The organism is Liquorilactobacillus ghanensis DSM 18630 (assembly GCF_001435235.1).
In the GTDB taxonomy this organism is placed as follows: Bacteria; Bacillota; Bacilli; order Lactobacillales; family Lactobacillaceae; genus Liquorilactobacillus; species Liquorilactobacillus ghanensis.
The window spans coordinates 47,548-70,701 of the sequence record NZ_AZGB01000030.1; the positions used below are offsets into that span (position 1 = coordinate 47,548).

Here is a 23,154-nt window from a genome sequence, read left to right on the forward strand (position 1 = left end):
TCGACATTGTGAAGGGATTAGCGATGAGAATAATTAAAGTTTTCAATAATAACGTTATACTTGCTGAAGATAAAAATCATGAAAAAAAAATTTTGTCAGGTAAAGGTATAGGTTACGGTAAAAGTAAGGATGATGAAATTGGGATAGATAACAGGATAGAATTATTTGTAAAGGAGAGCAAAAATCCTGAGTGGATGCATTCTTTTTTAAATTTAATTAATGAAATACCTTTTGAATATATTTTAGTAACACGAAAGATAATTAATAATGCTGAAGCTAATTTACGAGTTAAGTTTAATCCCTTTTTGTTAATTTCATTAGCTGATCATATATACTTTGCTATTTTTCGTTCAAAAAAAGAAATTAGAACGGTAGTAACTATGGATGATGTGAAACATATTTATCCAGATGAATATAAAGTAGGGATTGAAGCATTAAAAATAATTGAAAAATATATAAAAATAAAAATGCATATTAACGAAGCAAATTTTATTGCTATTCATTTTGTAGAAAATGAACTTTATCCTATTGATAAAAAAGTAGAGCTTAGTAATCCGATAATAGAGAATGAGCATATTAATAATTTATTGACAATAATAATTAATAATATTGGTTATCCAATGCATTCTATAGTGTTAGATCGTTTAACCATACATCTACGCTTTTTACTACGGAGAAGTTTTAATAAGAATTCTGAGGAAGATAGATCATTTGAACAAGATGATAATTTATATACTGATATAAAAGATAAGTATCCACAACTAATTGAATCTGAAAATTTAATTACTGAATATTTTAATAATTACTGTTCTTATAGAATATCAAAGTCTGAAAAATTATATCTTTTAATGCATTTGCATCAAATATATGAAGATGTAAATCCATGGGATGAGAAAAGCGATGAATAGAGTATTAAGGAGGGGTCTTAATTGAAGATAGCTGAAGTTGTTAGTAAAATAAAAAATTATTATAAAGGAGTTTTAAATGGGGAACCAATTAGTGAAGATAAAACTCGTGATAAAATACTTTATGGAAAAACAGATATTGAGTGTACCGGAATAGTAACAACAACTTGGGCAACTACTGATGTTATTAAAAAGGCAGTAAAACTAGGGGCAAATCTGATTATTTGCCATGAAGCGTTATTTTGGAATCATGGTGATAAACAAGACTGGCTTATAGAAAGTAAAAATCAAACCTATTTTGAAAAGAAAAAATTGTTAGATGAAACAGGAGTTACCATCTGGCGTAACCATGATTATGTTCATTCCGGTATCCCATTGACTGATGGGACTTACAAGGATGGTATTTTTTGGGGCTTTGCTAAATATTTAGGATGGGAAAAATATTGGGTAAATTCTGAAAATGATGATATTTTACCGATTGTATTTAATTTACCTCAAACAACTGGTCTTCAAGTAGCAAACAAATTGATAGAAACCTTCAATTTAAATGGTGCAAGAATTGAAGGAAATCCAGAAACTATTATAAAGAAAGCGGTTATCCCTTATCATAACTTAGGAGATGCAAAAAAAGAGATTAGATTTATTGACAAACAAAATATTAATTTAGTAATAGGTTTAGAATTAATTGATTTTACACTTGCTGAATATATTCGTGATAGTAGTATGTTGGGAAAGAATAAGTGTATTGTAACCGTAGGGCATTTCAATACTGAAGAAGCTGGAATGAGATATATGGTAAATTACATTCCAAAAGCTCTGCAAAGTGATATTCCATGTTATTTTGTTCAGTCAGGTGATATGTATAGTTATTTAAAAAAGACTATATGATTACCAAACTCTTATTTTGAAAAAGTATTCTTTAATTTTTAAGGCATATTTTCATTTAAATATACTTATACCACATTTTAAAAAATTAATATTGCAGATATTCTCAAGTGATTAGGTAAACATATGTTGTACACTTGCTTTATGTATGGGATAGTGGAGCCTATTCTCATTGGAGAAATTATGAAGAATATGCTGCTATTGAGCCGGAACAGATAGATTGGTTTAATAAGCTGCCATATAAAAGAAAAGCTGGAAACATTGATTTGGTTTTTCTGCATATTCCGTTACCGGAATATAAATTGGCAGCTAAAAAAATTTTTCAGGGTGAAAAAAATGAAGAAATTTGTTCATCATTAACTAACTCAGGACTATTTTATAGTTTACTTCGGCGACAAAATGTTAAGGCGCTTTTTGCTGGGCACGATCATGATAATAATTTTGTTGGTGAGTATCATGGCATAAAATTAGGCTATGGAAATGTCACTGGTTATAACACTTATGGTGTCTTAGCTCGTGGAGTTAGGATAATTGAACTTAAAAATGATCAATTTGAAACTGAGATTAAATTGTTTGAATAGCTCAAGAATGCCTTAACATGATTGCAGAGAATTTTGTACTAATACTGCTAATATGTTATTGGTGGAAAGTCATGTAAATCATTTATTGACTAATATATTTACAACTTGACAAGTAAACGATAGTTCACTAAAATACTAAGTGAACTATCGTTTACTTTTTTGCAAGTTACAGTTTAAGGAGTTTTAGACATGGATACTAAAGAAAAAATACTACAAGCTGCACTTCGCTTATTTGCTAAAGATGGATATGAAGGCGTGTCTGTCCGAAAGATAGCTGAAAAACTTGGTATTACCAAGGGCGCACTATATAAACATTACAAAAACAAGCAAGATATTTTTGATAGTATTGTCAACCGGATGGAAGAAATTGATGCTAAAAGGACGAAAGAGTTTAACTCCTTAATTGGAAATTTAAATTCTCAAGAGCAGCTGACAAAGCAACAGATTATCAATGGAATTAAGCAATTTAGTATCGCAAATTTTAAATATTGGACAGAAGATGAATTTGCTGCAAACTTTAGAAAAATATTGACGTTAGAACAGTATCGTAATCCCCAAATGGCAAAGCTGTTGAATAAATATTTGACCAACGGTGTCATCAAAAATGCCCAAGTTATTATGGCGCGAATTTTTGTGGGCACAAAATATGAACATAAAGATACCAATATCTTAGCTTTGAATTACTTTGGACCGATTTATCTATTAATGGGCCTATATGATCAGTCGGAAGATAAAGCTAGTATTGAAAAGGCAGTAGTGACGCATATCGATTATTTTATGGAAAGCTTTGGGTGACTTATATATGAAACCTTATAATAAAAAAATAGATTTTTTAGTAATCCTGATAGCTTTTCTCTCAACGATTATTGCCACTGTTAGTCTTTTTTATACCAAAGATTTTAGTGCAGGTGATTCAATAAAAACGATCAGCGGTCAAACGATAAACTTGTATGGGAGAGGCGTTTACAAAAATGATTCACTGTCAATGGCAGTACAAGCTAAAGGACAAGATCTGGTTACGTTATTTTTCGGAGTGCCTTTTCTACTATATTCAGTAAAATTAAATAAGAAAGAAACCTTGTTGGGAAGATTTTTACTTACGGGAGCATTAGCATATTTTCTCTATACGTATACCATTTATTGTTTTGCCGAAAGTTACAATTTCTTGTTTATCGGCTATGTTGCTATTATGGGATTATCATTTTATGCGTTTGTTGGTTGCATGACGACATTTAAACTAGGCCGAATAAACGAAAATTTTAATAAAAAAATACCTACTAAGTATTTAGGAATTTCTAATATCATATTTGCGCTGCTGATTGGGCTTAACTGGGTCAGGCGGTTGGCACCTGCAGAAGTCGGAAAATATTTGGACCATTATACGACTTTACCAATCCAAGCATTAGATTTAGGAATTGTATTGCCAACGATTATTTTTTCAGCGATTATGTTAATGAGAAGACATTCATGGGGGTATTTACTAACACCGATTATTACTTTTAAAGGATTAACATTGTTAATTGCTCTAGATGCCATGATTATTTTTATGATTGCAAATGGAGTAGAAGTCGCAATTGCTGATTTAACAATTTTCCCCTTATATACACTGGTGGTAGCGTTTAATTTTTATCTGATAGTAAAAAACATCAAAGATCAAGAAAATGTTGCTAAAGATTAAGCAGTGGAAGACATAAAAAGAGGAGAGGTATTAATGAAAGCTAAGATAGCGGTGATTTATAAATCAACTTATGGGCACACGAGAAAGTATGCTGCATGGATATCTGAAGCACTTGGAGCGGACTTGTTCAAGAAAGCGGCTGCTGATTCCGAAATGCTGAAACAGTACGATATTATTATTTATGGTGGCAGTCTTTATGCAAGTAAGATCAATGGGATTGAATTTGTGGCAAAAAATCAGAGTAAATGTTTAGTGGTTTTCACGGTTGGTCTTACTGATCCGCAAACAACTGATTTTGCAGATATAATGACCAACTCTTTTTCCGACCCAAATATACAGCCTGATAAAGTATTTCACTTTAGAGGTGGACTACAATCGGATAAATTGGGATTTATCCATCGTAATTTACTAAAGTTATTAAGAGTTGCAGTCGCAAAAAAGCCTGATTCTGAATTGAGCGAGATTGAGAAAATTATCAAGCATGTATCTGGCAAGAATGTTGATTACACAGATAAAGAGACGATTCAACCACTCATTAATTATGTAAAAGAAGAGTTAGCCTAAGTCAACAACAAGATAATCCTCATGTGGGCAACAAAAAAACGCGGAAATAGTCCGCGTTTTTTATATCCAACTATTATTCGTTGACCGTTATGATTGAGGGGCGGCTGGCAGTTTTTGATTGTTCAAGCTTTTTAAAATAATCAATAATTATTTTTTGAGCTTGGGCATGATATTTTTTATTAGCCTTGCTTGGATAAAAACTCAAATAAACATTTCGAAAGATTTTTTGCGGGGATAAGTGCAGCAAGCAGGTATCAGAGAAGTCACTGTATAACCAAGTATGCTGCGGTACGAAACAGACACCAAAATTACTTTTGGTTAAAGCATGCTGTGTTGCAATATCGCTCGTAACAAATTTGGGCTTAAGCGTAATATTATTTTTGGAAAAAAAGCTTTCAATGACATTTCTTAACGGATTAGGCTGGGACATAATGATATTTTGATATTTCAAATCTTGTAAGGCGATATTTTTTTGGGCTGCTAAGCTTGACTTTTTGCTGACAGCAACAAAGATTTCTTCTTTTAACAATAAAAAGTTCTTATTACTTTTGATTTTCTGAGTAGAAAATTCGAAATCACAGTGATCCATCCAATCATCTTCCAGTCCGCGTTGCACCAGTTGAATATCTACATTAGGTAAGCTGCTTTTTAAATTATTCATGACAGCAGGAATAATCTGCGATGATTTTTCGCAGCGAAGAGAGATCACTTGCTTATAAGGATTTTTATCAGTACTTACTTTTTGAACAGCTGAATCAATAATATTCAGTGAATTTTTAATTTTCTGATAAAAGTACTTGCCTTTTTCACTTAAGATGATAGAACGACTATTTCTAATAAAAAGATTACAATCTAATTCGTTTTCTAATTCAATAATTGTTCTGCTGAGTGAAGGTTGGGAAACATGCAATTTTTTGGCAGCTTGAGTGATATTTTGCAATTCAGCGGTTGTTAAAAAATAGCGAAGTTGTAATAATCTGATAATAATCCCCCCTTGGTTCATAACATTTTCACTATATAATATCACAAAACTAGTATTTAACAATTAGTAAAATTTAAAATATACTTAAAAATAAATTAAATTCATTTAATTTATTTCATGAAAGCAGGGAGTGGTTTTTTGACGGATATTGATCAATTTGTACAGCAAAAAAGGGAACATTTTATTGAAATTTTCCAGCAACTGGTCGCTATCCCCAGTATTTGTGGTGATGAAGCACAGATAAAAAATGCAGTTGCTTTTCTTAGTAATTTGCTGAAAGAGCTTTTTGATTGTCAAATTGAAATTTTGCCGACTGCCGGTTCTCCAGTTATTTTTTGTCATTTCGCTGCTGCTTCATCAAGTGAGGAGCCAATCTTATTTTACGGTCACTATGATGTAATGGCTGCTGAAGATGTTGAAAAGTGGCAGACAGATCCTTTTCAACTGACGCTGAAGGAAGGACGTTTGTTTGGTCGCGGTGCGGGGGATAATAAAGGACAACTGTTGGATGTTATTTTTGGCTTATATGCTTTTAAAAGCCTTCACCAACAATTCCCTTGTCAGATCAACTTAATAATTGAAGGAGAAGAAGAAAAGGGCAGCGTCCACTTAAACCAAGTTGTTAAGCAATTATCTTCACAGCAGCTGCGGCAAATTAAAACGGTATTTGTAATTGATGGGTCGTTTAGTTTTGCCGGACAGCATGTTTTACGCTTAGGAAATCGGGGTCTTTTGGGATTTGAAGTCAATTTTAAAACGAATGAAACAGATCTGCATTCAGGCAATTTTGGCAATGTTTCGCCCAATCCGGTTTTAGTATTTCACCAAATACTTGAGCAACTATATGATTTTAAAAAGCAACGGGTTCTTATCCCGCATTTTTATGACGGTACTGAACAAGTGAGTCAAACCGAGGCGGCTTTGTTAGAAAAGTTGCCGCCAGTTAAATTAAATTCTAGTCAGAGTTCGGAATTTTTCAAGGAACCGGAAAATAAATTTGAATATTATAAAAGACTGATGTTTGAGCCATCTTTTAATATTAATGGCATTCAAAGTGGTTTTCTAGGGCAAGGTATTAAGACGATAATTCCAAGTCAACTCAAGGTTCGTTTTGATTTTCGGTTGGTAAATGGGCAAGATGTTTCTCAAATTCAGCGGGAACTTAACCGTTTGTTAGCTCCATGGATCAGTAATAAACTGCTTTCGATCAATTATTTAGCTGTTATCCCGCCGTATTACGCCGGTGTCGAAAATAAGTTGATGAAGCAGGTTATTCAGGGAATTCAGCAGGTGGATCAGCAGGCGGTTATTGAGCCGGTCATGCCCGGAACGGTGCCTAATTATGTTTGGCAGGAAAACTTGCAGGCGCAGATTTTTACGATTCCGTTAGCCAATTTTGATCAGCATAACCATGCACCCAATGAAAACATTAAATTAACTGCCTTTTTGCAGGGAATTAAGATTATTTATCAGTTAGTCAAAATATATCAGGATTAGTTTGCAATAGACATAGGGGGATTTTATAAATGGAAAAGAGTAACCAAAAAAAGCCAAAATTAGTTTTTATCTTATTGTATATCGCATTTATTATTTGTTTTATCGATCGTTCCGCAATCAGTATTGCATTGTCATATATTGGCAATGATTTTCATCTGGATGCAACCAAATTAGGAATTGTTTCCAGTGCTTTCTTTTTTAGCTATTCGTTGATGCAGATTCCTGGTGGCTGGCTAGCTGATAAGTTCGGCTCAAAATTAACAGTAGTCGTTGCTATCTTGATGTGGTCTCTTTTTACCATTTTAACTGGTTTTGCGTGGTCATTGGCTTCATTGTTGGTCATTAGGATTCTTTTTGGCATTGGTGAAGGTGCCTATCCCTCTGCCAGCTTAAAACAAATCAGTGAGGAGTTTTCTTTTAAGGCACGTTCAGAAGCGACCTCAGCCATTATTTCGTCAAATTATGCTGGGGCAGCAATTGCACCGGTAATAATCGCACCAATTATTGCCAGTTTGGGTTGGCGAGTTGCCTTTCATTTAATGGGGATCTTGGGTTTGATTTTTGTGGTCATTTATTATCTGGCGTTGCGTCCGATCAGACAAAAACGGGCAGCTGCTGCCGGGACTGCTAAACGAATTAACTGGAAAGCTTCACTTCTTAATCCAGTTGTTTGGCAATTTTTCTTAGTAGTTTTAGGGTTGAGTGTTATTACCAAAGGGCTTGATTCTTGGATGCCGACATATTTATTGCGAGCGCGCCATATTAATTTGGCTGGCATTGCTTGGCTGGTTCCATTACCGTCAATTAGTGCCGGAGCTGCCGCACTCTTAACCGGTTATTTAATGGTCCATTTTTTCAAACAGAAAGAAAAATGGTTAATTGCCGTTAGTTGTTTGTTGGCAACAATCTTTATGTTTGGAATGTATAAATCCACTAGTTTGAGTAATGTTATAATTTTTGAAGTTTTGACTTATTTCTTTAAAGGTTTAGCGTTTAGTGGTTGTTTTGCATTGTTTGCTCAATTAGTTACTGGTGAAGCTTACGGATCTGCGGTCGGAATTGTTAATTTTGGTGGTCAATTAGCTGGGTTTTTGGCACCGATCATAATTGGCGCACTGGTTGAACATTTTAACAATTCATATAGCGCTGCCTTTTTATTCCTAGTCATTTGTGCCGCTTTTTCTTTTGTAATTTCATTGACCTTTAATGCCGAAGAACTGCAGAAAAATCAACAACGGGTAATTAACGAAAATAAATAATGAAAGGAACTGTTAAATTGAAGATAACAGAAGCTAAATTATATAAAGTTGACTTGCCTTTAAGGAATCCTTTTGAGACAAGTTTTGCCAGAATGAAGTATAAAAAATGTATTATTTTGGAATTGATCGATGATGCTGGTCGGAGTGGTTTTGGGGAATCATCAGCGTTTGATATTCCATTTTATAATGAGGAATTTCGCAGTGGCAGCTGGAGTTTACTGAAAGAACAACTGTTACCGCAAGTTGTTGGAAAAGAAATTGCTCATCCCGATGACATTTATAAATTATTTTCCGGTATTAGAATGAACAATATGTCAAAATCGGCTGTCAATTGTGCGCTATGGGATTTATATGCTCAACAGCAGCAATTAAATTTATCGCGGGCACTCGGAGGTACGAAAACTGAAATTGAAACGGGCGTAAGCATCGGGGTTCAAGCCAGTCCGCAAAAACTAGTCGAAGTAGTCAATGGTTATTTGAATGAAGGCTATCGTCGCATCAAAATGAAAATCAAACCGGGCAAAGACTATGAATATTTAGCGGCTGTTAGAAGTAAATTTCCGGATGCAATGCTGATGGCTGATGCCAATTCTGCGTATCGATTAGCCGATGCAAAGCTATTGCAAAAACTAGACGATTTGGATTTAATAATGATTGAACAGCCGTTGGAACCGGGAGATTTGTTAGATCATGCTCATTTGCAGGGGATGCTGAAGACTAGCATTTGTTTGGACGAAAGCATTACCTCGCTTGAAGATACACGCAAGATGATTGAATTAAAGAGCGGTCGAATTATTAATATCAAAGTTGCGCGGGTTGGTGGTTTGGGAATTGCCAAAAAAATTCAAAAATTGGCATCCGCAAATGGCATTGCTTGTTGGTGTGGCGGCATGCTTGATTCGGGAATAGCCCGCGCGGCTAATGTTGCGGTTGCAACTTTACCTGGTTATACTTTGCCAAACGATATCGCGGCATCCGGTAGATATTATGATGCTGATATTATCAAACCGCTAGTTGAACTCAGCGGAACTTACGTTAAGGTTCCAACCCAACCAGGTCTAGGTTATCAAATTGACCGCGAAAATTTGAGTCGCTTTACAGTTGCAAGTCAACGAATTAAATAAAGTATTTTAGCGGTTAATTTAATTTGTTAAAAAAAACCATCAGCAATGAATTACAGAAATTAAATTTTTTGTTTTAGTGAACAGTCCAAATCAGAGCTGTTATTTTTGATAAAAAATCGCTTTTAAGCCTGAGGTAGAGCGATTAAGTTGCAAATAATTAGGGATGATGTTACTTACTTATTAAGCTGCAATCAAACAAAATTTAGCTTTTACCAGTTTTCTTAAGATATTTTTAAATTGCTTTTTAGATGCCAAGCAGTTATGATTACACGTGGATAAAGTAGATTTGTTAGGTGAGGCTCCTATATAAACATAGGCTGCTGCCAAAAAAACGTCGAGAGACACCAATTGGTAGAACAGGGATTGTCGATACAAGGCTTTCTTTAAAGCAGCTAAAAGATATTCTTTTTACGTTATATAGTGCCAAAACTCAACGAATAAATCGTTAAAGTTGACACTGTGTATTTGTAAAATACTGGTTAACGGTTTTTTGTTGAGTAATCAACAGGGAACCGTTTTTTGCTTTGTTCAAAATTCTTGGGAAGAAAGGAGAAGTAATTTTTATTAATTATAGGTCAGTGTAATTAATTAGGATGAGTAAGGTCAATGTTTTCATTAGAAAGAGGGGAAAAACCAATGGACGACAGCAGTCCGCAGAAAGAGGGATCGCAGGCGCAGGCCAAATTTAATTATCGGCTAGAACAAGCAGCTGTTTTCGGCTATTTGTTTTTTGCCTGTTTGCCTGCCTTGATCCCAGAAAAATAAAAAATGTCAGTCTATTAAACTGTCATTTTTAGTAATTCTTGGAAAGAGGTATCTAAAAATGCGTAAAGAAAAATTAAATAATTATCACTACTTTTCAACCACACCGCTCGAAAAATTATTTGCAGCATTTCATTCAAGTTCCCAAGGCTTAAGGAATGATCAAATCGAGCAGGCTCGTGAAAAATACGACAGTAATCAATTAGCTTATCATAAGAAGAACTCTTGGTTGATTGAAATTATTAAAGCATATATTACTCCTTTTACGGTGGTTTTAATGCTTTTAGGAATTTTATCATTTATTAGTGATTATCAGTTGGCCGCACCCAAAGATCGTGACTTATCTAGTGTGATTATTATTGCCATAATGGTTATCGTTAGTGGGACAATGAGCTTGATTCAGTCAGTCAAATCAACTAAAGCAGTTGATCGGCTGCAGTCAATGGTCAAGATCACCGCAACAGTTTGCCGAGATCAGCAATTTAGTGAATTGCCAGTTGGAGAATTAGTTGTTGGTGATCTGGTTAAATTATCGGCTGGTGATTTAATCCCGGCAGACTTGCGTTTACTACAAGCTAAAGATTTATTTGTTTCTCAGTCAGCACTGACTGGTGAAAGTTATCCGGTTGAAAAACAAGCCGCTGCGAATTCAGCGAGTGAACAAGATCCGGCGATGTATTCAAACCTGCTCTTAATGGGCAGTAATGTTGTCAGCGGCACTGCAACAGCAATAGTAATAAAAACTGGCTCGGCTACATTTTTTGGTGATATTGCTCAGGAACTGACCCGTAAACCGGCAAAAACGAATTTTGAAACTGGTATTCAAAAAACTTCTTGGCTATTGATTCGATTTATGGCGATAATGGCGCCGCTGGTAATCATAATTAATGGCCTTGCTAAAGGTAATTGGGGCGAATCATTTTTATTTGGTTTATCGATTGCTGTTGGTTTAACACCGGAAATGCTGCCAATGATCGTTACTACCAACTTGGTTAAAGGTGCAGCAGCGATGGCTAAAAAGGGAACAATTGTAAAAAATATTAATTCGATTCAAAATTTTGGAGCAATTGATGTTTTATGCAGTGATAAGACCGGGACATTAACTGAAGACAAAATTGTTTTGAAAAATTCTTATAACTGCGAAGGTGAAGCTGACCAACGGGTTTTGAAACACGCTTATCTCAACAGCCGTTATCAGACAGGTTTAAAGAATTTATTAGACGAGGCAGTTATTTTGGCTGCCCAGTCACAGAAATTAACTCCGTCATTTGAAAGTTATCAAAAAGTTGATGAATTGCCGTTTGACTTTGAACGACGGCGGATGAGTGTCGTGGTCAAAGATCAAACTGGAAAAACACAAATGATTACTAAAGGAGCAATTGAAGAACTTTTAGCAGTTTCAGCTTTTGCAGATTTGCATGGGCAAATAATGCCTTTAACAGCCGATGTAAAAGCTAATATCTTAGAAAAAGTGAAGCAGTTGAACCAGCAAGGTATGCGTGTGGTCGGAGTTGCTCAAAAAACTAATCCGCAAGCAGCTTCAGTTTTATCAATAAAAGATGAATGTGAACTAGTCTTAATTGGTTACTTAGCTTTTCTTGATCCACCAAAAAAGACAGCTCGTCAGGCTTTGTCATCGCTTAAAAGACGTGGTGTCAGCTTGAAACTATTGACAGGAGATAATCAGTCGGTAACTAAATCAGTTTGCCAACAATTGGGATTGACTGAACAGCGAATAATCAGTGGCCCAGCGGTGGCAGCAGCCAATGAAGCGGAACTGCCGAAGCTTGTTGAGAATTATGATGTTTTTGTAAAATTAACTCCGCAGCAAAAGTCGCAAATTATTCGAACACTGAGAAAAAACAATCATACTGTTGGTTTTATGGGTGATGGGATCAATGATACACCGGCTATGAAAGCTGCTGATGTTGGTATTTCAGTTGATACAGCAGTTGACATTGCCAAGGAATCAGCTGATGTGATCCTGTTGGATAAAGACTTGAAGGTTTTGGAACAAGGAATTCTTTTAGGCAGAAAGACCTTTGGAAATATTATGAAGTATATCAAAATTACTGCCAGCTCAAACTTTGGAAACATGTTGTCAATGTTGTTAGCTAGTATCTTTTTGCCTTTCTTGCCAATGCTGCCATTACAGATTTTACTGCTTAATTTGATTTATGATTTGTCTTGCGTTTCAGTTCCTTGGGATCGAATGGATTCAGAGTATTTGATCAAGCCCAAGAAATGGACGACAAATACGATCAGCAAATTTATGCTATGGTTCGGACCGACCAGTTCAATTTTTGACATCACAACTTTTCTTGCCATGTATTTTATAATTTGTCCAGCGATTACTGGCGGCAGTTTTCAATCACTGGCACCTGATCAGCAAGCGATTTTTATGTTGCTTTTTCATACGGCTTGGTTCGTCGAATCACTTTGGACCCAGACTTTGGTTTTGCATGCTTTACGCACTCCAAAAGTTCCCTTTATCCAAAGTACTGCTGCTCCGGCTTTAACGGTAGTCACTTCTTTGGGAATCGCAGTTGGTACATTTTTACCAATGAGTCCGTTGGGAGATAAATTGCAGTTGACCAGTCTGCCACCAGCTTTTTGGCTGTTGTTAGGATTAACGTTGTTCGCCTATTTGTTATTGGTAACGGTGGTTAAACATTTTTATTTGAACAAGTATCGAGAGTTACTTTGATAAGTTTTAGCCGGTACCATTCAACTAAAGATTGAATTGCAGTGGTTACTTGAGTAAAATTATGATTATAAAGACTATTGATATAAAATTATAATTTATTTTCTAGCTTAATAAAGGGAGCTAATAATGATTAATTGGAAAAATATGTTTTCAGATCAAATTTTAAAACGGGGTCAACGTTATTTTAAGCAAAAAAGGGTTGAAAATTTACGTTATGATAAATATCGGCACGCGTGGACAGCTGCTGTTCATGGGACGAGGACTTATCGGGTTAAAATTTATGTGGATCATAAGGGCAATTTGCAAAGAGAAGGCTGTTCATGCCCCTTTGCAGCTAAAGGGTATGCTTGCAAGCATTTAGTGGCTGTTTTTTGCGCTTTGGAATCTTTAGCAGAAGTTGTCGGCACTGATCATGGAATCAATATTTTACCGAAAAAAAAGGCAACTTATAATTTATTAAGCAAATTGCAGCGACAAGTTAGGCAGCAATTGACAGCGGACTATTATTTTGATTTAAATAAAATTTTAGCAAATCTCAAGATAAACGATGAGGTTTTTCAAGGGGCCCAGCAATTAGACGAAAATCCTGATTTTGTAGCTAGTCAAATCAAGCTGGATTATGTACGCGATCCTGACAGCAGTGTTTTTTCTAGTAAACGTGAGCAAGTCATTAAAGCAGTCAGCGAGCACAATATGATTCAAAATGCAGTATATGTCATGCTTGGACGAGATCGGGTAATGAAAACTTTTTGCAGCATATGTTACCAAACGGATACTTTTTGCGAACACACAACTAATCTATTACTGCATTTGGTCACTGAGATCTTAAAAAATAATCCTGGTGATTATACCGATTATCAAGGTTCGATGTTGTTGGCTGACTTAAAACATGCCAAAGATGAACAACTTAGTAAAAATATACCGGCCGTCGACAGCAAAAAGAAAGTTTCTCTGCTGCCGGAGTTAGTTGCTTACAGTAATAAATCATTAGCTTTGCGTTTAAAAGTTGGTGAAGCAGGCAAGCGGCTTTATCGGGTTAAAGATTTACCGCGTCTGTTGCAGGACTTTACTAATGGAGCAACCGTTCGATTGGGGAAAAAACAAATCCTAACTTTGCGGGTTGAAGATCTAACCCCAGCTGCTTTTACGGTATATGATTTTTTGCGCCGAAACTTACTGGCTTTGCTTGATTTGCAAACTAGTCTTGAAAAAAATGATCTGAATGATCAAAATTTGAGTGAATCATTGCGCTTGCCTGAATACGGGAAAAGCGCCTTGTTGCTTGGCCCGGCAGCACTTGATGATTTTTATGCTACATTTCAAGGAAAAAAGGTAATATTTATTAACCGTAATGCAAGAGAAACAACTCATTTGCAGTTAACCGATCACCAACTTAAGCTAATAATTGAATTGAAAAAAGTTTATGGTAAAAATAAGTCTTTTCAAGGTCTAAAATTTGCAACACAAATTCCACCAGTATTTTTAGGCCGAAGAACAGCTTATTATGTGGCCGATCAGCATTTTCATCGCATTTCATTAGCGCAGGCAGATCTCATTAAACCATTGTTGAATCACGATTATGACGATAAGTTCACAGCGGTTATTGGTAAACAAAATTTAGCAGAATTTTACTATTATTATTTACCAGATTGGCTTGCAGATCCTAATATTAATGTAATTCAGCCGCAATTAACGACTGCTGAGCTGCCACCTAAAGCAGAGTTTACTTTTTTATTGGATATGAGCAAACAGCAATTAACGTGTCAGGTACTAGTTGCTTATCATAACAAACAGTTGAATTTGTTGGATTCGGCTGCATCGCTTTGGTATCGTAATCGTCGTTATGAAAAAAAAGTCCAACAACAATTGCAAACTTTTTTTAGCGAAATTGATGAAGTTAACAAAAAATTTATGCTAAGTTTTTCTGATGAACAGCTGTATGATTTGTTAACGCAAGTCATACCACACTTGCAAAGCCAAGGGACGGTTAAAGTATCAGCTGCTCTTAAAAATATTTCTATTATATCAGCTCCCAAAGTTACAGTTGGAGTTAAGTTGCAGGGGAATTTAGTGGACTTAAGTCTCAATAGTCAAGACTTTACGGCAGCGCAATTGCAACAGATTTTTCAACAATATCAGTTAAAAAAGAAATTTTACCGTCTTCCCAATGGCAGTTTTGTTGATTTGGAAAATGAAAATCTGCAGTCAATTACCCAGCTGCAGCAAAGCTTAGACTTGCCAACAAAAAGCTTATTTACTGGCCATAATCAATTAGGGGCTAATCGCGCGTTCTTTTTAGATCAATGTTTGAAAAACAATCAAGTGAATCTTGAACTAAAAACAGATCAGCAATTTCAGCAGCTGATCAAACGCTTTGAAAAGCTTGAACAGCAAAAGTTTACCTTACCGAATTTGTTGCAGGCAACATTACGACCTTATCAAAAAATCGGTTATCAATGGCTGCGGACACTGGCAACAAGCTATTTTGGCGGCATTTTAGCTGATGAGATGGGCTTGGGGAAGACAATCCAAGTAATTACATTGCTATTAGCAAATCAGCAGGAAAAATTTGTTGCGCATGCTAGTTCATTAATTGTGACGCCAGCATCGTTGGTCTACAATTGGCAAGCAGAATTAGCAAAGTTTGCGCCTAGTTTGCGCGTTAAATTAATAACTGGTACACAAAAACAGCGCCAACAGCAGCTACAAGCTTTGGCAGAAGATCCGGTTGATGTTGTTATTACCTCTTATGATTTATTAAAGCGTGATCTGGAACAATATCAGTCGTTTAATTTTGCTTTTGAAATTATCGATGAAGCCCAATATATCAAAAATCCGCGGACTTCAGCAGCGAAAGCAGTCAAAAAGATTAAGAGTCAGGTTCGTTTTGCTTTAACCGGAACGCCGATTGAAAATGGTTTAAGTGAGTTATGGAGTATTTTTGATTTTCTGATGCCGGGCTTTTTAGGCACATACCATGATTTTCTCAGTAGTTTTGAAAATCCGATCATTAAAGAGCAGCAAAAATCAGTGCAACAAAAACTAAATCAGTTGGTGGCACCCTTTATTTTGCGGCGGTTAAAACGCCAAGTGCTTAAAGATCTGCCGGAAAAAATTGAACAGGTTTATTTAGTTGAAATGGAAAATAAGCAGCGAACTTTGTATCAAGCACAGACAAGTTCACTAAAAAAGCGAATCCAAAGCCAGAGTGAACAAGAAGTTAAACAGAGTAAAATTCAGATATTGGCAGGACTAACTAAGCTGCGAGAGATTTGTTGTGATCCAGCTCTGATTTTTGCTAATTATCAGCAAGTTTCGGCTAAACGTAAAGCTTGTCTGGAGTTGCTCAGTCAAGCAGTTGCAGATGAACATAAAATTTTGATTTTCTCACAGTTCACGTCATTACTGAAACTTTTAGCAAAAGATTTACAGCGGCAGGGCTGGGACTATTATGAACTTTTTGGTACGACGCCTAAAAAAGAGCGAATTGCATTAGCGAACAAATTTAATCATGATCAGGTTCCAATATTTTTGATTTCATTAAAAGCTGGTGGTACAGGATTGAATTTAACGGGTGCCGATATGGTTATTCATTTTGATCCTTGGTGGAATATTGCTGCGCAAAATCAAGCGACTGATCGTGCACATCGAATTGGTCAACAAAACAAGGTTAATGTGTACTCCTTGATCAGTAAGAACAGTATTGAGGAAAAGGTTTTGCAGCTGCAGCAAGCCAAAAAACAGTTAGCCGATAATTTATTGAATAATCAAAAAATTACCAGTGGATCATTAACAAAACAGGATTTGTTACAGATTTTGCAGTAAAAAGTTCTTAATAAGAGTATTTCATTAAGCTGTCTGTTCTAGTTTAGAGCAGGCGGCTATTTTGCTTATAAATAATTACTTACTTTAGTTTATTTTGAAAATGGTGTCACTCGGATTTTTCGTGGTTTTGATTCTCAGTGACGGTTAAGGCTAATTTGTTTAATGATTTTACGAAGATTTCAATAATTTGCTGAGGTTCTTCGGGCTGTTCTTTTGCTAACCAAACATTAATGATCTGCCATAAACCACCAGTTATAAAAATTTCAAGATAGGTTATTTCAACCGGTGTACCATGCGTGCGCCAAGTTTCATCGAAAAGATGATAATTTTCAATTGCTTCTTTAGTCCAAATATCCAAGAAATAAAAACTTAAGTGATTATTGATCAGCAGTCGAACGGTATCTTTTCTTACTAGCCAAAAATTCAAAAACAAGCGAAGACCAGCTTCAACTGATAAGGGCTGCGGCTGTTGATAAAGTACTTGATGATATTGAGCAAGCATTTTTTTAAAGTACCATTTAATCAGACATTCTTTATTTTTAAATGACCGATAAAATGTCCGGCGATCCAGCTGGGCACGCTGCGCGATCTCAGCAATAGTTATTTTATTAAATTCTCTTTCGGTGAGTAATTCTAAAAACGCTTTCCATAGCCACTGACGTGATTGTTCGGCAATTCGTTGTTTTCCATTCATTTTTCTAATAATCTCCTCCCTAATTTTTATTATATTATTAATGTGTCACAAAAACTGTAATTTGTAGCACTTTCTTCAAAAGTATTGCGTTTGTAGATAGGCAGCATATACTAATTTGTGAATTAAAGTTGTTTTTATGATAATGACGGCCTTACATAATTGACAGATGCCATTTTTCGACGTTACAACACGATTTTGAGTGGATAAGGAATTAGCGGCTGCTGATATGAGGGGGATCAACGATGAACGAAGTTGAAGAAATTTTACAAAAAATTATTCAGATCAGAGATGATGGTGCCTGTGAAACCAGGGTAGCGGATTATTTGATCAGATTACTGCAAATCCATGATATAAAGACGAGGGTGATCAGGTTTTCTGGAAATTGTTCAGGTTTTATTGCTGAAATTGGGAATAATCGTGGCCCAGTATTAGCTTTTGTCGGTCATGAAGATACCACTTTATTGGATAATTCCACCGAGCAGGCAACAGTACCTGCAAATGATTCCAAAATTGATCGTAAGATTTATGGTCAGGAGGTTGCCGGTCTGGAGGTCAGCTTGGCAGCAGCAGTTTTTGCTTTAATTGAATTGAAAGAAAAAAAAGTTCCTTTGAAAGGGAAATTTAGAGTTTATGGAACGATTGGTAATGAGAATAGTACAGTCGGCATTCGGAAAATGATTGCTGCCGGCTTAGCCAGTGATCTTGATGCCTTAGTAGTTAGCGAACCCAGCGGCATGAAAATTCAAACCTTGGCTAAAATTGCTCCCAAATTAGAAAAATTGGGAATTATTTCCAAAAATGATGCAGTTGAATTATTAAAACGTAATCAAATAGTTGAACAGCATTTTCTAGAAAGTGCTCGGAGGGGAGCGCTATCCTATGACGTGATCAGCCAAGGAAAAGCAACCCAGAGTTCATCTTGTGTAGAAGCGAATGCAATTAATAGTTTGTTAGCTTTTATCCAAGAACAGAATACTTATTTTGAAAATCTGTCTAACCAAGAAAGTTTGATTTTGGGACCGACTACACCGGTGATAACTAAAATTTCCGGTAGTAAACAACTGCGTACTATGCCAGAAAAAGCAAAATTGAGTGTTTTTGTTCGAACGATTCCTGAGATTTCAAATGAACAGCTGATCAAACAGCTGGAACAAATAATCAAGAAAATTAATTTAAAGTTTTCGGCAAAATTGAGTTTGAAAATCAACTTTAAACATGAACCGCTTATTTTAAGTCCCGACAGTAGAATTAGCCAAATAACCAGAAAAGTTAGTGAACAACAATTACACCAAAAATTAACTTTTATTGGAACTGCAAACGGGAAAAATGCTTCACAATTTGTAAGAACTAATCCACGATTGGATGTTTTGGTGATCGGTCCCGGTAATGCCTCTTACCAAGTAAATCAGTATGTTAACAGCAAGGTTTTTCGTAACTTTATAAAAATCTATGAAGAAGTTACAACTGAGTACTTGCAATAAAGCAAAGTTTTTCAACTAGCTATTTTTGAGACAGGGTAGTTAAATTTAAATAAATTTCATCAGGCTGCGGCAAAATCAATCTTTTGTTCAGCCTGATTTATTTACCCTTTTTTACTTTTCTTCTGATATTAAATTATAAAACTCTAATTTATTTTTTTGATTATGTGGTAAAATTACAATAATTTAATTTATTCAGTGGAATGGAGCTAAAAAATGGATATAGATGAATTAAAAAAGACAATTGATGAGAAAACTCCTTTTTTTCAGGCACGATTAGCTGAAATGATTGAAATTCCAAGTGTAAAAGGTCCAGCCAAATCACATGCACCGTTTGGTCAAGGCCCGCGAGCAGCTTTAAACCAAGCATTAATGATTGCCCAAAGTCTTGGCTTAACGACCAAACAGTTAAATGATCAGGTTGGTTGGGCGGAGCTTACTGGTAAAGATGAAAGTTATATTGCTGCTTTGGGTCATCTGGATGTGGTTGCCGCTCAACAAGCTGGTTGGAAGAGTGATCCGTTTAAATTAACGCTTAAAGGTGATTATATGTACGGTCGCGGTGTTTTAGACAACAAAGGACCAATCATGGGAGCCTTATTTGCGTTGGCATTATTAAAAAAAGCAGGATTTCACCCCCGTCATTCCATTCGAATTATTTTTGGAACTGATGAAGAATCAGGTAGTGCAGATATGCAAACTTATAACTTGGTAGAGAAACCATCGATCGCCGGCTTTACACCTGATGGCAAATATCCAGTTGTTTTTGCAGAACGCGGCATGTTGCGTCTATCACTGCGGTTTAGCTTTCAGGATCAAAGCGATGCCGACTTGGCGGCTATTATGGGTGATTTTTCTCCCAGTTATCTTCCGGATAAAGCTGTTATTCAATTTACTTCTGGCGTGAACCTAACCTATCTTGGAGAAAAGACCCCCAGCAATGCACCAGATCTGGGGAAGAATGCCTTAGCAAGTTTAGCTGAAGCTCAGCGTTTTTTGCCTGGGCAGCTCGGAGCAGCCTTTAATTGGCTATATTTAGCAGCAACTGATTCAACCGGTAATAAATTAGAAATTGCTTTTAATGGGAAAACCTCTGGCAAGCTGCAGATCAGTGTCTACGGAGTCGAGTATTTTCAAGCATCTAATCAATTACAGGTGAACTTTTCTATTCGCTATCCGATCGAGTTGTCTAAAGCACAATTACTGCAAAACTTACAAGCACATTTGCCAGCCAATAGTAAACTAATTATCAAGACCGCAATTGCTCCGCTTTATCGTGATCCACAAATGCCAATGATTAAACAGATGCAAGCAATTTATGAAAGAGTAACCGGACTTGATGGTACACCGGTAACTACAACAGGAATTACGTATGCTCGTTTCCTGCCCAATATTGTTGCATTTGGTCCGTCATTCCCAGGGCAACGCGGCATTGCGCACAAGGAAAATGAGTGGTTAAAAGTTTCTGATTGGCAAAAAATTATCCTGATTGAATATTTGACTTTGAAATCTTTAGCAACGATGGACTTTAACTAATTATTAAAAATAGATTATAAATATTCTTCTGAGCGCTTGCAATTAATCTAATTTTAATTTAATATATGAAAAGTAAATTAGAATTTATTAATATTGTGGGGGATGAATTTTATGCTGACAAAAAAGCATTTGGGAGCGTTATTAGGAACGCTGATTGTGTGTAGTGGGTTATTAGCTGCTTGTGGTAATAAAAGTTCACAGTCGAAACAAGTTTTGAATCTTGCGGTGAGTAGTGATTTAGCAACGATGGATCCATCGCATGCTTCAGATACGACTAGTATGCAGATGTTGGAAAATACTGGTGAAGGTTTCTTGCAATTGGGCAAAGACAGTAAAATCGAAAAAGAATTAGCGACGAAAATTACTACGTCAAAAGATGGACTGACTTATACTTTTAATTTACGTAAAGATGCCAAGTGGAGTAATGGTCAACCAGTTACAGCCAAAAATTTTGTTTATGGTTGGCAAAGGACGGTTAATCCCAAGACAGCATCTGAGTATGCTTACTTGTATTCAGGAATCAAAAATGCAGATGCTATCATGAATGGTAAAAAGAATTATCAAACTTTGGGTATCAAAGCTGTAAATAAATACCAAGTCCAAGTAAACTTGGAACATCGCATCTCGTATTTCAAATTATTAATGGCGATGCCAGTCTTCTATCCGCAAAATCAACAGGCAGTTGAAAAATATGGTTCAAAATATGGGACTAATGCGGCTAAAACCATTTCTAATGGGCCATTTGTCTTAAAGGGTTGGAAAGGGACTAACGAAAAATGGCAATTAGCTAAAAATAAAAATTATTGGGATAAAAAGCAGGTTCATTTAACTGCGATTAATTTCCAAGTCGTTAAATCACCATCAACTGGATTAAATCTTTTCCAAACAGGCAAATTGGATCAGACTCAATTGCTGGGCAGTCAAGTAGCCAGTGAAAAAAGTTCGAAAAATTATGTTTTGAATAAATCAGCTACTTCGGTTTATTTGCAGTTTAATTTAAAGAATCCCGCTGACAGCGACTTAAAAGCAGCGTTAAACAATGTAAATATTCGTAAGGCACTTTCGTTAACATTGGATCGCAAACAACTGACCAACAAGGTTTTAAGTGACGGTTCATTGCCGGCTAAGGGTTTTGTTACCAGTGATTTGGCTAAAAATCCCAAAACTGGTACAGATTTTGCTGCTGAAGCATATGTTAAGGATGGAGTCGCTTATAATAAATCAGCTGCCAAAGATTATTGGACCAAAGGATTAAAACAGCTGGGAGTTTCAAAATTGAAAGTCAGCTTACTAAGTGACGATGATGATGCTTCCAAACAAACCGCTGAATTTGTTCAAAGTCAGTGGGAAAGCTTATTACCTGGGTTAGCTGTTGATGTCCAAAGTGTCCCTAAAACAGTTAGAATCTCTCGCTCACAAAAAGGTAATTTTGATATTGTAATTTCCGGTTGGGGAGCTGATTTTTCGGATCCGGTGACCTTCTTGAATTTATATCAGGCTGGTAATTCCGGTGATGCTGGCGGTTATAATAATCCTAACTATAATCAGTTGATTGACGAAATTAATAATAATCCGTCAAATAATGAATCGGTTCGCTGGGATAATATGGTTAAAGCAGAAAAAATATTGATGAACGATCAGATAACAATTCCGCTGTATCAAAAATCAAATTCATTCCTGCAAAGTAAAAAATTAAAAAATCTGATTGTAAATACAGCCGGACCTGCTCATAATTATAAGAAAGTGTATCTTAAATAATTAGTTACTGGAGGAGCGTAAGTTGAACTTTTTGTCAATTGACATCGGAGGAACAAATCTTAAATATGCATTGATCAATGAATTCGGGCAAATCATTGTTAAAGGAACAAATGCTGCTAATACTGATGATCAGGCTCAATTTTTAAGGTCATTGTATAAAATTATTGATTTGCACTGTCATGATATTCAGGGAATGGGTTTCAGCTTGCCGGGAGTTGTTGATCCGACGACAAAAAAGTTATTAGCCTCAGCACGGCTGTCATTCTTGGAAAAAAGTGATTTTTTTAATGATCTGCAGCATAAATACGGTTTGCCGGTAACGATTGAAAATGACAGCAACTGTGCCGCGTTAGCTGAGAAGTGGCAAGGACAGCTAACATCAGAGAAAAATGCAGCTATGATTGTTTTGGGGACTGGAATTGGCTCAGCTATTTTTTTGAATGATCGTTTGATTCGAGGAAATCATTTTGCTGCCAGTGAACCAAGTTTTATGGTGATCAATCAAAGTGCTGCCGGAGTTGAAAAAACAGCTGCATTACTCTCAGCAACCGGTATGATCGAAGATATCGGCCATCATCTGCATTTACCAAACGCCAAGGATGGTCAGCGGGTATTTGCTCAGATAATGGCTGGTGAAACTTATGCTTGGACGGCATTTACCGCTTTTTGTGATCAAGTAGCGCTTTTGATTTACAATATTCAAAGCGTTTTAGATTTAAATAAATTTGTAATCGGCGGCGGAATCAGCAGTCAACCGATTTTGATCAAGCAGTTGCGGGTCTCATTTAAAAAATGGCACCAAATATCACCTTTATCTGAACGAACGCTTACGATCCCTGAAATTGTCAGTGCTAATTTTTATAATGATGCTAATCTGATTGGGGCAATTGTCCCGTTGGTAAAGATCGTTAAAAAATAA

Annotated in this window: 18 protein-coding genes and 1 riboswitch; of the genes, 16 read left to right on the forward strand and 2 right to left on the reverse strand. The window is 36.0% G+C overall.

Annotated elements, in window-relative coordinates:
• The first annotated feature begins 23 nt into the window (after positions 1-23).
• The 6 genes from FC89_RS11880 to FC89_RS11905 all read left to right on the forward strand — a co-directional run bounded on the left by FC89_RS11880 (position 24) and on the right by FC89_RS11905 (position 4,613).
• Positions 24-908, forward strand: coding sequence for a PRD domain-containing protein (locus tag FC89_RS11880; RefSeq protein ID WP_057872748.1), 885 nt, complete (start codon positions 24-26; stop codon positions 906-908).
• A 21-nt stretch (positions 909-929) separates the two neighbouring features.
• Positions 930-1,793 carry a Nif3-like dinuclear metal center hexameric protein gene (locus FC89_RS11885; RefSeq protein WP_057872749.1) on the forward strand — a complete coding sequence of 288 codons (864 nt, stop codon included), beginning with the start codon at positions 930-932 and terminating at the stop codon, positions 1,791-1,793.
• Positions 1,794-1,927: 134 nt separating this feature from the next.
• Complete coding sequence (locus FC89_RS11890; protein WP_057872750.1) at positions 1,928-2,371, forward strand: metallophosphoesterase family protein; 444 nt, start codon at positions 1,928-1,930, stop codon at positions 2,369-2,371.
• 189 nt (positions 2,372-2,560) lie between these two features.
• Complete coding sequence (locus tag FC89_RS11895) at positions 2,561-3,166, forward strand: TetR/AcrR family transcriptional regulator (protein WP_057872751.1); 606 nt, start codon at positions 2,561-2,563, stop codon at positions 3,164-3,166.
• Positions 3,167-3,173: 7 nt separating this feature from the next.
• Entirely contained in the window at positions 3,174-4,049 is an 876-nt protein-coding gene (locus tag FC89_RS11900; protein ID WP_057872752.1) for a hypothetical protein, read from the forward strand.
• Positions 4,050-4,082: 33 nt separating this feature from the next.
• A complete protein-coding gene (locus FC89_RS11905; RefSeq protein WP_057872753.1) occupies positions 4,083-4,613 on the forward strand; it encodes a flavodoxin domain-containing protein in 531 nt (176 codons plus the stop codon).
• 73 nt (positions 4,614-4,686) lie between these two features.
• On the opposite strand, the gene FC89_RS11910 is transcribed toward FC89_RS11905, so the two are convergent.
• On the reverse strand, positions 4,687-5,616 hold the full coding sequence (locus FC89_RS11910) for a LysR family transcriptional regulator (RefSeq protein ID WP_057872754.1): 930 nt from the start codon (positions 5,614-5,616) through the stop codon (positions 4,687-4,689).
• A 117-nt stretch (positions 5,617-5,733) separates the two neighbouring features.
• Between FC89_RS11910 and FC89_RS11915 the strand changes: the two genes are divergently transcribed.
• The 6 genes from FC89_RS11915 to FC89_RS11935 all read left to right on the forward strand — a co-directional run bounded on the left by FC89_RS11915 (position 5,734) and on the right by FC89_RS11935 (position 16,769).
• The gene (locus tag FC89_RS11915) at positions 5,734-7,092 is read left to right on the forward strand and encodes a M20/M25/M40 family metallo-hydrolase (protein WP_057872755.1); all 1,359 of its coding nucleotides are present in this window, start codon (positions 5,734-5,736) and stop codon (positions 7,090-7,092) included.
• A gap of 29 nt (positions 7,093-7,121) precedes the next feature.
• On the forward strand, positions 7,122-8,351 hold the full coding sequence (locus FC89_RS11920) for an MFS transporter (protein WP_057872756.1): 1,230 nt from the start codon (positions 7,122-7,124) through the stop codon (positions 8,349-8,351).
• Between the two features lie 17 nt (positions 8,352-8,368).
• Positions 8,369-9,475, forward strand: a complete 1,107-nt coding sequence (gene menC / locus FC89_RS11925; protein WP_057872814.1) for an o-succinylbenzoate synthase — start codon at positions 8,369-8,371, stop codon at positions 9,473-9,475.
• A gap of 278 nt (positions 9,476-9,753) precedes the next feature.
• A riboswitch (M-box (ykoK) riboswitch) is annotated at positions 9,754-9,924 on the forward strand.
• 187 nt (positions 9,925-10,111) lie between these two features.
• Entirely contained in the window at positions 10,112-10,240 is a 129-nt protein-coding gene (locus FC89_RS12920; RefSeq protein ID WP_268872029.1) for a hypothetical protein, read from the forward strand.
• 58 nt (positions 10,241-10,298) lie between these two features.
• Complete coding sequence (gene mgtA / locus FC89_RS11930; protein WP_057872757.1) at positions 10,299-12,944, forward strand: magnesium-translocating P-type ATPase; 2,646 nt, start codon at positions 10,299-10,301, stop codon at positions 12,942-12,944.
• A gap of 126 nt (positions 12,945-13,070) precedes the next feature.
• Positions 13,071-16,769, forward strand: a complete 3,699-nt coding sequence (locus FC89_RS11935; protein ID WP_057872758.1) for a DEAD/DEAH box helicase — start codon at positions 13,071-13,073, stop codon at positions 16,767-16,769.
• Between the two features lie 106 nt (positions 16,770-16,875).
• Here the strand turns inward: FC89_RS11935 and FC89_RS11940 are convergent, their stop codons facing one another.
• Entirely contained in the window at positions 16,876-17,463 is a 588-nt protein-coding gene (locus FC89_RS11940) for a TetR/AcrR family transcriptional regulator (RefSeq protein WP_057872759.1), read from the reverse strand.
• Between the two features lie 242 nt (positions 17,464-17,705).
• Between FC89_RS11940 and FC89_RS11945 the strand changes: the two genes are divergently transcribed.
• The 4 genes from FC89_RS11945 to FC89_RS11960 all read left to right on the forward strand — a co-directional run bounded on the left by FC89_RS11945 (position 17,706) and on the right by FC89_RS11960 (position 23,154).
• Positions 17,706-18,944: a M20/M25/M40 family metallo-hydrolase gene (locus FC89_RS11945; protein ID WP_057872760.1), complete on the forward strand. Its 1,239-nt coding sequence runs from the start codon at positions 17,706-17,708 to the stop codon at positions 18,942-18,944.
• Positions 18,945-19,157: 213 nt separating this feature from the next.
• A complete protein-coding gene (locus tag FC89_RS11950) occupies positions 19,158-20,477 on the forward strand; it encodes a M20/M25/M40 family metallo-hydrolase (protein ID WP_057872761.1) in 1,320 nt (439 codons plus the stop codon).
• A 111-nt stretch (positions 20,478-20,588) separates the two neighbouring features.
• Entirely contained in the window at positions 20,589-22,235 is a 1,647-nt protein-coding gene (locus FC89_RS11955) for a peptide ABC transporter substrate-binding protein (RefSeq protein ID WP_057872762.1), read from the forward strand.
• A gap of 22 nt (positions 22,236-22,257) precedes the next feature.
• Entirely contained in the window at positions 22,258-23,154 is an 897-nt protein-coding gene (locus FC89_RS11960) for an ROK family protein (protein ID WP_057872763.1), read from the forward strand.

Excerpts from the sequence above, each read along its gene's own strand:
- FC89_RS11940 (WP_057872759.1), bottom strand. The coding sequence starts at position 17,463 with ATGAATGGAAAACAACGAATTGCCGAACAATCACGTCAGTGGCTATGG.
- FC89_RS11950 (WP_057872761.1), top strand. The coding sequence starts at position 19,158 with ATGGATATAGATGAATTAAAAAAGACAATTGATGAGAAAACTCCTTTT.
- FC89_RS11945 (WP_057872760.1), top strand. The coding sequence starts at position 17,706 with ATGAACGAAGTTGAAGAAATTTTACAAAAAATTATTCAGATCAGAGAT.
- FC89_RS11880 (WP_057872748.1), top strand. The coding sequence starts at position 24 with ATGAGAATAATTAAAGTTTTCAATAATAACGTTATACTTGCTGAAGAT.
- FC89_RS11935 (WP_057872758.1), top strand. The coding sequence starts at position 13,071 with ATGATTAATTGGAAAAATATGTTTTCAGATCAAATTTTAAAACGGGGT.
- FC89_RS11900 (WP_057872752.1), top strand. The coding sequence starts at position 3,174 with ATGAAACCTTATAATAAAAAAATAGATTTTTTAGTAATCCTGATAGCT.
- FC89_RS11910 (WP_057872754.1), bottom strand. The coding sequence starts at position 5,616 with ATGAACCAAGGGGGGATTATTATCAGATTATTACAACTTCGCTATTTT.
- FC89_RS11955 (WP_057872762.1), top strand. The coding sequence starts at position 20,589 with ATGCTGACAAAAAAGCATTTGGGAGCGTTATTAGGAACGCTGATTGTG.
- FC89_RS11920 (WP_057872756.1), top strand. The coding sequence starts at position 7,122 with ATGGAAAAGAGTAACCAAAAAAAGCCAAAATTAGTTTTTATCTTATTG.
- FC89_RS11895 (WP_057872751.1), top strand. The coding sequence starts at position 2,561 with ATGGATACTAAAGAAAAAATACTACAAGCTGCACTTCGCTTATTTGCT.
- mgtA (WP_057872757.1), top strand. The coding sequence starts at position 10,299 with ATGCGTAAAGAAAAATTAAATAATTATCACTACTTTTCAACCACACCG.
- FC89_RS11905 (WP_057872753.1), top strand. The coding sequence starts at position 4,083 with ATGAAAGCTAAGATAGCGGTGATTTATAAATCAACTTATGGGCACACG.
- FC89_RS12920 (WP_268872029.1), top strand. The coding sequence starts at position 10,112 with ATGGACGACAGCAGTCCGCAGAAAGAGGGATCGCAGGCGCAGGCCAAA.